9 protein-coding genes are annotated in these 13,629 nt (G+C 58.1%); 6 read left to right on the top strand and 3 right to left on the bottom strand.

The annotated features are described in order from the left end of the window. The first annotated feature begins 306 nt into the window (after positions 1-306). Positions 307-906, top strand: a complete 600-nt coding sequence (locus LAO20_21820) for a HipA domain-containing protein (protein ID MBZ5534077.1) — start codon at positions 307-309, stop codon at positions 904-906. Positions 907-1,327: 421 nt separating this feature from the next. Here the strand turns inward: LAO20_21820 and LAO20_21815 are convergent, their stop codons facing one another. Beyond that, positions 1,328-1,885 (bottom strand): CHAT domain-containing protein, encoded by a 558-nt coding sequence (locus LAO20_21815; GenBank protein ID MBZ5534076.1) that lies wholly within the window; start codon positions 1,883-1,885, stop codon positions 1,328-1,330. A 429-nt stretch (positions 1,886-2,314) separates the two neighbouring features. Here LAO20_21815 and LAO20_21810 point away from each other — a divergent pair, with 429 nt between their 5' ends. The 5 genes from LAO20_21810 (at position 2,315) to LAO20_21790 (ending at position 10,864) form a co-directional block, all read left to right on the top strand. Next, positions 2,315-2,992 (top strand): hypothetical protein, encoded by a 678-nt coding sequence (locus tag LAO20_21810; GenBank protein ID MBZ5534075.1) that lies wholly within the window; start codon positions 2,315-2,317, stop codon positions 2,990-2,992. A 258-nt stretch (positions 2,993-3,250) separates the two neighbouring features. Next, positions 3,251-3,985 carry a sigma-70 family RNA polymerase sigma factor gene (locus tag LAO20_21805; protein ID MBZ5534074.1) on the top strand — a complete coding sequence of 245 codons (735 nt, stop codon included), beginning with the start codon at positions 3,251-3,253 and terminating at the stop codon, positions 3,983-3,985. Beyond that, positions 3,978-5,246: a hypothetical protein gene (locus tag LAO20_21800; protein MBZ5534073.1), complete on the top strand. Its 1,269-nt coding sequence runs from the start codon at positions 3,978-3,980 to the stop codon at positions 5,244-5,246. The genes LAO20_21805 and LAO20_21800 overlap by 8 nt, the downstream gene beginning before the upstream one ends. Before the next feature lie 104 nt (positions 5,247-5,350). Further along, positions 5,351-8,539 carry a TonB-dependent receptor gene (locus tag LAO20_21795; GenBank protein MBZ5534072.1) on the top strand — a complete coding sequence of 1,063 codons (3,189 nt, stop codon included), beginning with the start codon at positions 5,351-5,353 and terminating at the stop codon, positions 8,537-8,539. A gap of 192 nt (positions 8,540-8,731) precedes the next feature. Then, complete coding sequence (locus tag LAO20_21790; protein ID MBZ5534071.1) at positions 8,732-10,864, top strand: hypothetical protein; 2,133 nt, start codon at positions 8,732-8,734, stop codon at positions 10,862-10,864. 72 nt (positions 10,865-10,936) lie between these two features. Here the strand turns inward: LAO20_21790 and LAO20_21785 are convergent, their stop codons facing one another. After that, a complete protein-coding gene (locus LAO20_21785) occupies positions 10,937-11,074 on the bottom strand; it encodes a hypothetical protein (GenBank protein MBZ5534070.1) in 138 nt (45 codons plus the stop codon). 663 nt (positions 11,075-11,737) lie between these two features. Further along, positions 11,738-13,615: a hypothetical protein gene (locus LAO20_21780; protein ID MBZ5534069.1), complete on the bottom strand. Its 1,878-nt coding sequence runs from the start codon at positions 13,613-13,615 to the stop codon at positions 11,738-11,740. Between the last annotated feature and the right edge of the window lie 14 nt (positions 13,616-13,629).

The following is a 13,629-nucleotide window of genomic DNA, read 5'->3' as shown; positions in this document are numbered from 1 at the left end:
TTTCCTTGCGCCTCTCTGGCGACATGCCCTTAGCCCTTGCCTTGCCACCCTTAAGTCCTCCGCGTCGTCCTAGGGCCACAGCAGCAGGGTTCTTTTTTAACTGGCCTCCAATGGCCTCTTCCACGACGCGCAATGCGTTCTGGAATGTGTCCGGCTTCTTGCTTGAGCGCTTTGGCATAGCCCCTATCCTGCCACATCCCGCGCCTTACCGCCATAGCCCGTCAGTCCTGCGGAATTTCAAAATGACCCACTACCGAATTGGGTGCTGGAGTCGACTATGGGCGAATCGAATACGCATACCACTTAATGGCGAAAGCCGCTGGTATCGACATGTTTGAATGTCGCTTGCTCGAAGAGAATGCAAGAGCACATTTCATGACTCGCCGATTTGATCGCGAAGTGATCAACGGAGAAACAATTAAGCACCATGTCCAGACACTGTGCGCGATGGACCATCTTGATTTCAAGCAACGTGGCACGCACTCCTACGCGCAACTCTTCATGGTTGTATCACGCCTCCATCTGGGCAATGGAGCGTTGGAGCAGGTGTTCCGGCGTATGGCATTCAATGTGATGGCGCGGAACTGTGACGATCACGCGAAGAACTTTGCCTTTCGTCTGAAACAAGGGGGAGTCTGGGAACTCGCTCCGGCATATGACGTGACTCATGCCTATAACCCAAGAGGCGAATGGACCTACCAGCACCTGATGAGCATCAATGGCAACTTCAAAGAGATTGCACGCGAGGACCTTCTGTTGGAGGCAGAACGCTTCAGCGTAAGCCGGCCCGTGGATCTGCTGAAGGAGGTCCGCTCTGCATTGGAAAGTTGGCCGACATTTTCCAAGGAGGCGGGTTTGAGCAATTCTGCATCCGGTCGCGTGGCTACAGACTTCCGTTTACTATGATGAGCCCCGCAGTATCCCGTTTTCAGAACGCTTGTAAAAACGTCTGTGCGATCCCGTATCAACCCCTTTTCATTTTCTCTTTCATTTTCCCTTAGCTGGAAGCAACACAGGAGCGCATAAGGGAGGTTGGTCAAGGCCGCGCGTTTGTGTGCGCCGCGTCGGCGGGCGGAGCGAAGCGGAGAGCCTTGAGCAACCTCCCGCGCTCCGTACAATCGTGCCGGGAAAATGAGGCGACGGTAGGGTTAAGTGATTAAACCAGCGAGGTGCAAGAATTCCTCAATCGCTATGCGACAGTCTTGACTGATCTTTAGAATATCGGGTTGGGATGATGGCCGTTTCGCGTGACTCGCTCGTCCTCGCGATTGAAGATCGGATCGGCCAACACGGCGACCATTTTGGTGGGCTTCCGCCGCCCCATATGCTATCGCCGGAGCTCTGCGAGCACCGAGATCGATGGCAGGTTCACAACTTCGTGGTCAACGATCAGCGGCGCATTTGTAGTTGCTCCGGGCCCAGGCAGAGCAAAGACTGGAACCAATTGCAATGCGCCGTCGCTCACGATCAACAATCGTTTCTTCGCTAGCACCCCAGCCAGTGGACACAGGAGCATCTCGCTCAACTGTTGGGCCGCAGCAAGATACTCCTGATCGGTCCTCGCCCAACGCACATCCATCTGGGTGCGAGCTTCGTTCTTCTGAATGCGATTTCGCGCAGTTAGAAGTTGGTAGAGCCGGCGAGCGACCGTCTCGATTTGAATTCTCTCATCTCTATCGCGCGAGAAGATGGATTCGCTTCCAAGTGGCCAGCGGCGGAGGAGTGACTGTGCATGACTGGACTGTCTATTTATAAGATCTCGCTTATGCGTATTTGCGGCAGGGAACTGGGCAGTAGACGCCAGTCGCGCCGTTGACGAACGGCCGGAGTTTCTGCTGCAACTCTGTGCCCAAAACAGCTTCAAAACCGCGCTTGCGGTATTCAAGTGACTCTGCGTCGGGCGGGGCGCAACACTTCTCACGTTACTACAGTTCGTAGAAAGCAACTATTCTCTAACCTTTGTTCGTGAAAACGAAACCAATCAAGCTGCCGTCGCGCCAGAGTTCCTCGCATGTGAAAATGATGAAAATATCGTGGCGGGAGCACACTCTACGGTTCGAGGCTTCAAAATCCGCAGGACCGTGCATGTCGCGGTGGGCCGAGCCTCTTGGGAAAGACTGCGTTCGGTACAAAGGGTATCTGGCAACGGCTGGAGAGCAGCAGGCGCTCAATGCCGCGCCAGGTCACGGAATTCCGAAGAGCGCGGTTCCGCGCGCGAATTCGGACGGAAGCAGGGGCCATTTTGGTGCGACGTGCGTCACAAGTCGCATATCTCCGCGACCTTCAAAAGCGGCACAAGATAAGCGCCCCAGAAATGGCGCGGCTCAGCCGTGTCTTCGCCGACTCCCTGCAGCAGCCAAGCCTGGCCTTTAAGCAACAGGCGGCCTGGGCGTGGCTGAACGGTACGCGCACACCCAGGCCTGAACACCGCAGGGCGCTGGCCCTGATCTTCCAGGTGCCATGGGAAGAGCTGAACCGCGCCCTCGACGAATCGCCACCAATTTCAACTGAGAAACCAGTTGTGAGGCCGGTCCTGGTACATCTACAACGCAACGACCGGGATTTTGAGTACCGGCTGACGGTGAGAAATGACATCGACCTGGCCCAACCGGCCGTGTATCGCCACTGGGCGGAAGTGTTTCAACCGGAGCCCGTCCGGTTGAAGCGGCACCTGGAGCGAAGCGACTACGCGTGTTACGGGTGGGTTCCCGATACATCTCTCAGCCCGCTGGTTCGGCACCCCAGATCCATGGTTCCCTTGAGCGCCGGACGCTCAGCGCTAGGCGACGTCAACACCATCGACAAGCGCTGCTGGTTTTTGTACTTGCCCGATGGCAAACTGGATTTCGGCATCGCGTTTCAGGAAGGGCGATGGCTTCACCTGGCCAAGCCCAACCGCTCCGGGACAGCAACCGAGAGATATCCTTTGTCCCGAGTCGATCTAGTTGGCTATATCGCCGGCAGAGTACTGTTTCAGGTCGAACTCCTGTAAGAGTCGTGGTGTTATTGATTTCGCGCACACGTGGCTGAACAGTCTTCCGGCCCGATGCCAGCTCCAACACTCCTTTAAATGTAGTTGCCGGTTGACCGAGCCGCCCGTATAAGCCTGCCGCCAAAATTCATAATTTGTGCCAGTCAAAAATGAAAATATTGGGCTAGCATGCGAGCTAAGTTTTGTGATAAACGTTTCCTCAAAGTTAAGATTCTTTAAGGACCCAGGAATCTACGGCCCAGTTCGGCAAGAAAAAATGTGCTCGGAGCCAGCATCCGTTTTTCGTTTGCACTTGCATTTTCTAACTCAGAGAAAGTTTGTGGACTCTCAATCTCAATGGTTTATCGAGAGCCAACTACAAGAGCGCGTGCGTCTGCCCGCAATGACAAGCTCCAGACCTACGGAGACGAGGATCTGATGGGGCAATTGGTTGCGGGAAATGACGATGCCTTCGCGGTGATTTTTGACCGCTACCATCGCCTCGTGCTGGTGACCGCGCTGCGCATCGTCTGCGATGCGGGAGAAGCGGAAGACCTCGCCCAAGCTATTTTTCTGGAGATTTATTGTAAAGCGGCACAGTTTGACCCTGGAAAAGGCATACTGAAAAAGTGGATCTTGCAGTATGCCTACCACCGCAGCATCAATCGGAAAAACTACCTTATGCTGCGGCAGTTTTATCGGCCGAGCGCCGAGCCAGCGTATAAACTGGGGCAAGTATGGGAAACCCAGATTTCGCCTCCCTCCCAGGAAACTAAGGTTCAGACAGGCGAATTGCTCAAGCTGTTGAACGGCCGCCAGCGAGAAGTCATGGAGATGGTATTTTTTGAGGGCCTGAGCCTAAGCGAAGTCGCGGAGCGGACCGGCCAGACCTTCGTGAACGTGCGGCATCACTACTACCGGGGCCTGAAACGGTTACGAGCCAAGTTTTTTTCCGGACGGGACGAGAGGGACGCGGTGGTGCCCTTCGGGAAAGTGAGCCGTGCGAATGCATGAGCACTATCAGGAACTTTGTGCGGCGGCCAGCCTCGGGCAAGCGGAACCCGAAGATCTGGCGCTGCTCGACCAACACATGGCCGGATGCGCCGAGTGCCGCAGGGCCTATGCCGATTACCTGAATATCGCGGCCCATCAGTTTAGCCTGCGCGACAACGTGCCAGAGATTTCTGAGGAAGAGGCGGAACTCTACTTCGTTTCCGCTGGTTCCCGCCAGCGCGTTCTCCTTGGGCTCGCCGAGGAAGGGATCGCCGCGTCGCCGACATTGCAGCAGGCGCCCCAATCGCGGAGCCCGCTTCCAGTTTCCCGACCAGGGCTTTCCATCCCGGGCACTAGGCGCTGGAGTTTCCCAGCACGGGTGGCCGCCGGCCTGGTCCTCGCGGCTGCTATCTTGGGAGCGTTTGAAACCGGAAAACGCTCGGTAACCGGAAAAACAATGCCAGTGCCGCAGGCGACAAAAGCGCCGACGGCGATACAAGAGACTGAAGATGTAGTGCGATTGACCGCTCTCAATGCCCGGCTGGAGTCTCTGATTGAAGACCTCAGGGCGGACCTGAAGAAGACCACCGGCCGGCTCACCGCCAGCAGCGCCAGCCTGCAATCGGTCTTGGCTCAAGAACAAGAACAGCGGACCATGCGGGACTCCAGGATCCAACAATTGCAGCAGGCACTCGCCGATGCGGAAGCGGCATCGAGCGCAGCGAAGGACGAAGCGGCCCGGCTACAAACTTCTGCGGCTGAGTCCCAGGCCAACGATGTCGCCGCGCGAATCAGAAGCAGGGAACTGGCTGATCAGCTTGCGGAAAAGGCCGCTGCTCTGGATCGCGAACGCCAGTTGCTGCAGGGCGGGCGTGACATCCGTGAGCTGATGGTGGCGCGCAACCTGCACATCGTGGATGTTTTTGACACCGATGCCAAGGGGAAAACCCGGCCCGCTTTCGGCCGGGTCTTTTACACCGAAGGCAAATCGCTCATCTTTTACGCCTATGATCTCAATGAAGCTAAGCTGCAGCAGGCTAATTATCACTACCGGGTTTGGGGCGGGAAAGAGGGGCACGAAGACAAGGCCAGGAGCCTGGGCATATTCTATTCCGATGACCGGGCGCAGCGCCGCTGGGTCTTTAGATGTGATGATTCCAGAGTCCTGAGCGAAATCGATTCGGTTTTCGTGACCCTGGAGCCGCCTGGGGCCGATGCGTCGCATCCCAAAGGGCAAAAATTGATGGACGCATATCTTCGTGGTGTGCCGAACCATCCATAAGTTCCCGCCGTCTATACCACTCACGCAAAAAACTGCAGGCTGTCCTGGGACAGACCGCACCGTCCGGCAGGCATACTCTGACGAAAGAAAGGATAAAAGATCCCATGTCAGAGCCTGCATGTAGTTCCCGCCGCAACGTAGGGCTGGGAGGGTTAGTCACTCTTACGCTGATGTTCCTCGCGTTCGCATCCCCGGCGATGGGGCAGGCCAACACGGCGACGGTCTTTGGACGGGTCACCGACGAGCAGGGCGCCCTGATTCAAGACGCGACCATCGAAATAAGAAACGTCGATACCAATATCGTGGCCGTTTCGAAGACCAACAAGGTGGGGCTTTACACTGTTCCCAACCTGCCCCCCGGGCACTACGTCATCACCGTCAGCAAGCAGGGGTTCCGGTCAGTGACGGCTACTGGAGCTACACTCGAAGTCCAGGACAATGTGACCCGTAATTTCGTGCTTCAGGTGGGGGCACTTTCTGAGTCGGTGACGGTATCGGCGAGCGCCACCAACATCAATACCGTGGACGCGTCGGTCAGCACGGTCATCGATCCGAAGCTAGTACAGGAGCTTCCTTTGAACGGGAGGTCGTTTCAGGGGTTGTTTCAATTAACGCCCGGAGTAACGATCACGCCGACCAGCAATAACACGCAAGGCCAGTTCAGCGTCAATGGACAGCGCACCAATGCCAACTACTTCTTGGTGGATGGGGCCAGCGCAAACGCGGGAATCTCCGCCAGCGGAGGCAATGGTCAGACATTCGGCGGGTCGCTCCCGGCCTTCAGTGCTTTAGGCGGAACCAACACCCTGGTTTCTACGGAGGCAGTGCAGGAATTCGCGATTCAGACCTCGACCTATGCGCCGGAATTTGGGCGGACGCCTGGAGCTCAAGTTTCCATCGTGACGCGGTCGGGCACAAATGATTTCCATGGCAATGTCTTTGACTACCTGCGCAACGACTTTTTCGATGCCAACGACTGGTTTGCGAATCAAAAGGTTCTGCCGCGAGCTGCCCTCCGGCAAAACGATTTCGGCGGCGTGCTAGGTGGGCCGCTGTTCAAGAGCAAGACATTTTTCTTCTTCTCGTACGAGGGCTTGAGGTTACGCCAGCCGACAACCGGACTAAGCGATGTTCCAACGGTGGCTATAAGGAGCGCTGCTCCAGCCTCGAGGCAACCGTTGTTCAATGCCTATCCGCTGCCCAACGGAGCGGATGAAGGCAACGGCCTCGCTCCGGCGAATTACACATTCTCCAATCCCTCAGGATTGGACGCCGTAAGCATTCGCATCGACCATCATTTTACTGATTCTCTCTCCGTTTTCGGACGCTACAACAATGCCCCTTCCGACACCAAGCAAAGGGGAGGAGGCGGCGCCCGCACGCTCAACACAGTTGCGGTAACTTCAGCCACCAACCAGAGTGCCACCATCGGATTCGCGTGGCTGGCCAGGCCGAACCTAACAGAGGATGTGCGGTTCAACTGGACCCGGGTTTCCGGAGCCGGGTCCTTCCAGCTGGACAATTTTGCCGGAGCAGATCCGTCCGGGGTACAAGCCCTTCTCCCCAGCCCCTTTACCACGAATGACAGTGAAGAGGTAGTCGCTCTGGACCTGAATGGACAAAATCCGATTTTGACGGTGGGAAGGATTCTCAGCAACGTGCAGCACCAGATGAACATCGTGGACAATGTGGCGCTGCAAGCGGGCAGGCATCTGATGAAATTCGGCCTGGACTACAGGAGACTGACGCCGCAAACCAGCCCGGCGGCGTACACGCAATTGGCGGAATTTGCCACGATCCAGTCGGCCCTCACGGCGAATGCAACCATCGGCGTCATTCAGGCCCGAGCCGCGGTCAACGCCGCTTTCAATAACTATTCCCTCTATGCGCAGGACACTTGGAGGATCCACTCTCGAACCAGCCTGACCTATGGTCTGCGGTGGGACTACAATCCTGCACCCGACGCTCTAGGAAGCAACGGTCTGTCTCCCTTTGCGATTCAGGGCATCGACAATCCGAAGACTCTCTCGTTCGCACCGGCAGGGACTCCGCTCTACCACGCTACGGTCAATAACTTCGGCCCGCGCCTTGGCGTGGCCCATGAAGTCAGGAGTGATCCGAAGACCCAGCTGGTCCTTCGGGCCGGGGCAGGCATCTTCTATGACTTGGGGAACGGACCATCGGGAACGGCCTTTACCAACTTTCCCTTCCTTTCGCAAAAGCTCGTAGGCGGCCATCCTTTCCCCTTCAGCGCGGCCGATGCCACGCCAGTCGCCATTACCGCAAACCCACCAGTCACGGCCATTACGGTGTTTCCATCGACACTTAAAGCGCCGTACACCGAGCAGTGGAACCTTTCTCTCGAGCAGTCCGTGGGAACCCAGCAGACGGTCACCGTCGGGTACATCGGGGCAGCCGGGCACAGCTTGCTGGATCCACAGCTGTTTCTGCAGCCCAATCTGCCGCCGGGTTTTGGTCAGGTCACCTTCGTCAGCAACGCCGGTTTTTCCCGCTATGACGCCCTGCAAGCGCAATTTCGGCGCCGGACCAGCAAGGGGCTGGGCGTCATTGCGTCCTATACTTGGGCCCATGCCCTCGACAACATCTCCACAGATGCGGGTGTGAGCGTACCCGGACAGTTCCTGGACCCGCGCATTGACTACGCCTCTTCGGACAACGACATCCGCCACACCGGCGCGCTGGCATTGGACTATGACATACCCAACCGGGCGGATTCGCGGCTGCTAAGAACCCTTCTCTCCGGGTGGTCCGTGGACCCGGTCGTGACCGCGCGCTCCTCGCCACCCATCAACGTCTTTTTCCTGCGCAATATCGGGTTTGGAAACTACAGTTTTCGCCCCGACCTGGTTCCCGGAGTCCCTTTGTACCTGGACAGTTCCGCGATACCGGGCGGACGTCAAATCAACGCTTCGGCTCTCACCGTGCCAGCGGCCCAGCGTCAAGGCGACCTGGGCAGAAACGCTTACCGGGGATTTGCGCTGGTCCAGGCCGACCTCGCCGTGCGGCGCCATTTTCGGCTGACAGAGAGGCTAGGCTTGCAGGCGCGCGCTGAAGCCTTCAACGTTTTGAATCACCCCAACTTCTCACCGCAATCAGGCTTCCTTGGCGTGGTCACTGCAGCGGGGCAATTGGTCGTGCAAAACACTTTCGGAACTACCCAAAGCATGTTTGGGCAAGGGCTCAACACGACCGGATTCGGGAGCGGGTTTAGTCCCCTGTATCAGACGGGCGGATCCCGGTCTCTGCAATTAGCGCTGAAACTTGAATTCTAAAAGTTCTTGCGATCGGATTCACTGGGATATAGGAGCCGTTTTTCCGAGGAGGTCATGCCGCGTACTGTGGGATTATTTCAGTGGGCGCAATTCATAGTTCTGCTGGCGGCGATAGGGGCCGTGGCCCAAACACGGCCCAATTCGCCGGGGCATGCGGCGCAACGGGCCGTAACTGTCGCCGATTCCATCACGATGACCGTGGCCGGCAATGGCCTGGCCGAATATCTGGATAGGCCGCCGGCGGAGTTTTCACCGGACCGCCAGAAATTCACCGTGGTCACGCGGAAGGGAAACATCCGGGACAACACCAACGAGTATTCACTGTGGCTGTTCCGCAGCCGGGATGTCTTGCGCTCGCTCCGCCCCAAATTGCTGCTGACTCGGGCCTCTTCTTCCAGCCGTCCCGCGATCGACGATGTCCGCTGGCTGCGGGACAATGAAACCATCGCGTTTATTGGCGAGCAGCCCGGGAAACTGCCGCAAATCTACTCGCTGAACACCAGGACTTTGGCGCTGGCGAAGCTGTCTTCGCATAGAACCAGCATTGTCGCTTTCGACACCACGGCCGACTTGAACACCGTCGCGTTCCTGGCCCGCCCGGCGGCAGCAAAATACTTGACACGCGAGGCCCTGCAACGCGGCATCCTGGTTTCCACGCAGCAGCTAACCGAGTTGATGATGGATCGCGGCTCGGATCCTTCCGGGATTCTTCATCCCTTTGAGCTTTTTGTGAGGCGGAAAGGCGGTCCCGCCAGGCCAATTGATCTTCACGGCGACAAACCGGAGCCTCAGGGCGGACTATTTCTATCGCAATCTGGTAGATACCTCGTGTTGAAGGCCCGCGCGGGAAGTTTTCCGGATTTCTGGAAAGACTACAAGGACCCGTGGAACAATGCGATTCACGATATCGTGACCTTGCGGCGCGGCGGCTTTGTTCCCCGGTACCTGCTCATCGATACCCGCAGCGGCTCGGTGCGGCCGCTGGTCAATGCCCCAGTTGCCATGAATGCCATCGGCCCGCACCTATGGTGGTGTGCGGACGGAAAATCGGTCGTGGCAGCCGCGACGTACCTCCCGCTCGACCTGGCTGACGAAGCGGAGCGGTCCGAGCGCGAATCGAACCTGTTCGCGGTCGAGGTCGAGGTTGAAACCGGAAGAGTAACCAAGATTGCAACCGGGAATTCAGATCTCCTGCAGGCAAGCTCCAGATCCAACTCGGTGCTCCTGCAACCGACGTCCGCCACGGGGAGAAAAGCCGGCGCGCCGGTGGCCTTCCGCAAGACAACTCAAACGTGGGAACAAATCGATCCGCTCCAATACAGCGCGAAAGCGGGTGGTGATCTTGAGGTGCTGGAAGAGCAAGATATGAATACGGCACCCCGCCTGGTGGCCGTCAATCGCAAAACACACGAGAAGTCGGTCTTAATGGACCTGAATCCTCAGTTCCGGAACCTCAGGTTGGGAAAAGTGGAGGAGATCGCCTGGCAAGCCAGCGACTCGCATGAGGCAAAAGGCGGCCTCTATCTGCCGCCGGACTATGTTCAGGGGCAAAGGTATCCTTTGGTCATCCAGACGCATGGATGGCAAGCAACAAAGTTTTGGATCGATGGAGTGTCGACCGCGGGTTACGCCGCTCAAGCCTTGGCTGCGAAGGGATTTGTCGTCGCCCAGGTTGGCGACGAAGTACAGGAAGGCACCACGGAGGAAGGCCCGCGCGCCATGGCCACTTTTGAGGGGCTGATCGACTGCCTGGACAAGCGGGGTCTGATCGATCGTGAGCGAGTCGGCCTCATGGGATGGAGCCGCACCGGCTTTCACATCCGCTATGCCCTCACGTTTTCGAAGTATCACTTCGCTGCCGCGGCCATCGCTGATGGCATGGACAGCTCCTATGTGCAGTATATGTCGTTCCTCAATCTGGGCCGCAATGCAGTGAGCGAATACGAGAGGATCAACGGAGCCGCTCCTTTCGGAGAAGGCCTGAAATCCTGGGTCAGCCGGGCGACTGGCTTCAATCTCGAAAAAGTGCATACACCGGTCCGGCTCCTGGGATTCCGGACGTATTCTCTGCTGAATAATTGGGAATGGTTTGCCGGCCTGCGGAATCTGGGAAAACCAGTGGAACTGATATGGCTCCCCGAAGCCGAACACGCCCCGGTGAGGCCAGGAGAGCGCATGACCGCGCAGCAAGGCGATGTGGACTGGTTTTGCTTTTGGATCCAGGGGAATGAGGATCCTGACGCTGCCAAGGTGGAACAGTACCGCAGATGGCACGAACTCCGCAGACAACAGGAGAACGTCTTAACTGCGGGGAAGCCGGACTGATCCGCCGAAAGTACGGCATTGCTGGAGCTTCGAGAGCGCACCGGGCAGGCTTCGGTTGCGGCGGTTCGACGGCTAATCCTCGTCGAGCCTGCTGGAGAGCAACGACTGAAAGCCCGGGGTGACAATATCGGATTCAACGAAATTGCCCGCCACGCCTGCGATCAGTTCACTGGCAGTTCCTACCGCACTCAGTTCTGGCTTCTGGTACATGGCTTTTTCTCTCCTGAATTCGACACTGCCCAGCCACCGTTTGTAATGCAAATGGACGGTACGCGAACGCGCGAACTTGCACTGCAAAGTTGTCGCATTCCAAGGCTGGAGCAGTTGCAGACTCTGGCGGAGGGCCACCGAATCCGGCTCCGCAACCTCGGTTTACTCTTCCTCGAGCTTGCTGGAGAGCATGGTCAGTTTGGGCGTGATGTTGTCAGGGTCGAGAAACTCGCCCGCTACGCCCTGGATCAGGTCACTCGCGCTCCCAATCAGGTTTACGGCCGGCTGTTCGTACATGGCTCCTCCTTTCTCCACCCGGCTTGAAACAGTTGGACAGAGGAGCACGAGCGGAGCCGGCCGGTCCGGCCGGCTCCGATGGTCCACTACTCCTCTTCGAGTTTGCTCGAGCACGGAGTCACTTTCGGCGTGATGTTGTCAGGGTCAAGGAATTCGCCTGCCACGCCCTGAATCAGATCACTGGCAACTCCAACCACGTTCAATGCTGGTTTTTCGTACATGACTCCTCCTTTCTCCGCCAATTTCCCATTCTTTCCATCCCGGACCTTTGGCGGACGGTCCGGGCGAACTCGTGTCCCGCTTGGCCCTCTTTGCCGGGAGGGGCACCGTTTCATCCGGCAGCACGGACACCTCTGCAATCCTCCGTCAACTCGCGGCCACCTGCAGATCGTGGCGCACGCGGCTCAAGCTCCTTAGCCAGCGCTCCAGAGAGAAGACACGAACCATCCGGTTGGTGGGCGCCTGGAGGCCGAGCTTCATCAATTCCACTTCCCGGCGAAGCCGCTGCGGATCGACCAGTTCACGTTCACAGACCTGCCACCGGGAGAGATGGTCGAATTCGTTCCATTCCCGCTGCACCGCCCGGCAGAGGGCCTCATCCACCGATCCCTTGCTGTTGCGACGGAGGATTCTTGGGGGCAAGACATCACGAAGGGCTCGTCGCATCAGAGATCTCCCCTGCCCATTCCGGACCAGCTGGTTCAGAGGCACGGCCAGGCAGAATTCAATGAGCGGCCGGTGGAGGTACGGATGAGTGACGAAGACAGCGCCGTATTCGCCGAAATAGCCTGAGGAAAGGTGCGACAGCGCCAAGTGGATGAGGTTGAGTTTTGCGGCAAAACCGGGGGTGCGGCGGGTCCCCGGCGGCCCAATCTGCCAGGAATCGTCACGGATGTTCTTTTTGCATCGCGGATGAAGCCATTCGGGCGGGGGAGCATTCTGACCGCCAGGCGCAAGCCGCAAAATCGAGGAGACTGCCAGGGGAAGCGCGCGCTTCAGCAGTAGAGAGAAGTAGGTATTGGCGGTGGCGCGGCTCCAAGTCCGGCATTGCCGGTGCATTTCGCGGATGTTTCCCTGCAATAGTTCATCGGCAACCAGGGCGGCGCCGTCAGGCTCGCTACAGAACAGGCCGTCCCCGCCGCTTCCGGTCAAGACTACCCGGGCTTGGTGCTTGCAGAGATGTTTTGCCAGAGCCCGATGCTTTCCCGGAAAGCAGTGTAAGGGGTTGGGGACCCCTGTAAATTCGATATCGCGCAATCCCAGGGTGATCTGCTGCTCTTGTTCGCTGATACGAATACCGGGAATTCCCCGATGCTCTTCGACAGACCGGATGAAAAAGCTCTCGTCGCAGCTTTCCGACTGCTCGTAGACATAGGACACGGTCCGCAGGCGCTCGGGAGGCTCATGCGCCGCGCGCAGCAGCTGGTCGGCGAGGAGAACGACCGAGGAGGAATCAAAGCCCCCGCTGAGTTCCGCAAACAGCGGGTGGCGCGAACGCAAGCGAACGCGAACCGCCTGGGTCAGGATTTCGCGACAATGCTCCTCGTGCTCTTGGTCCGAACGGTCCGTAAGGGGCCGGACCGTGCTCGGGCTCCAAAGCTCGCGGCAAGCCCTCACGCCACCATCGTGAAACCGCAGAACAGTGTTGGGCTGTACTGCCTGGATCTGCAGGAAGGGCGTTTGCTGGGGAAGCGGGCGAGCCAGGAGGTAATTGAGCAAGTAGCTCTCATTGGGGGTAAGTTCTACATCTGAGATCCTGGCCAGATGCGCAAAACTGCTGGACCACAGGAGAGCGTGTTTGCCTGGCAAATAGTACAGCGGCCGTGCGCCGCAGGCCGACCGGCAAAAGAGCAGGGACCTGGAACGCCTGCACCACAGAGTAAAAGCAAATTCTCCGATCAGATCATTGAATATGGAATCTCCGATTCCGGCGTAGGCGTTGGCCACCAGGACCGGATCGGGAAGCGATTGCATCGGGGTGAGTCCGACACGGGCTGCGACGTCTTCCCGGTTGTCGAGGCGGCCATCCCAGGTAATGACGTACGGCCCGTGTTTGAACGGCTGGATTTCGCTCTCTTCTTCCCAGGTGATCCGGTCACCGCGGTAGGCCATGATCAGCGGGCCGTCTGCGAATTCTCCCCGGGTTTCGGCCGGGACGGCAGCAAACTCCCCCAGAACCCGGGCCGCTTCCGGCAGACGGGCTGCGCGGCCATCGACGTAAAGCAGTCCGCATTGCAATTTCATGCTGTTGCCTCGCT

This window comes from Terriglobia bacterium (assembly GCA_020072815.1).
GTDB lineage: Bacteria > Acidobacteriota > Terriglobia > Terriglobales > Acidobacteriaceae > Angelobacter.
This window is presented reverse-complemented; position numbering and strand designations above follow the sequence as displayed.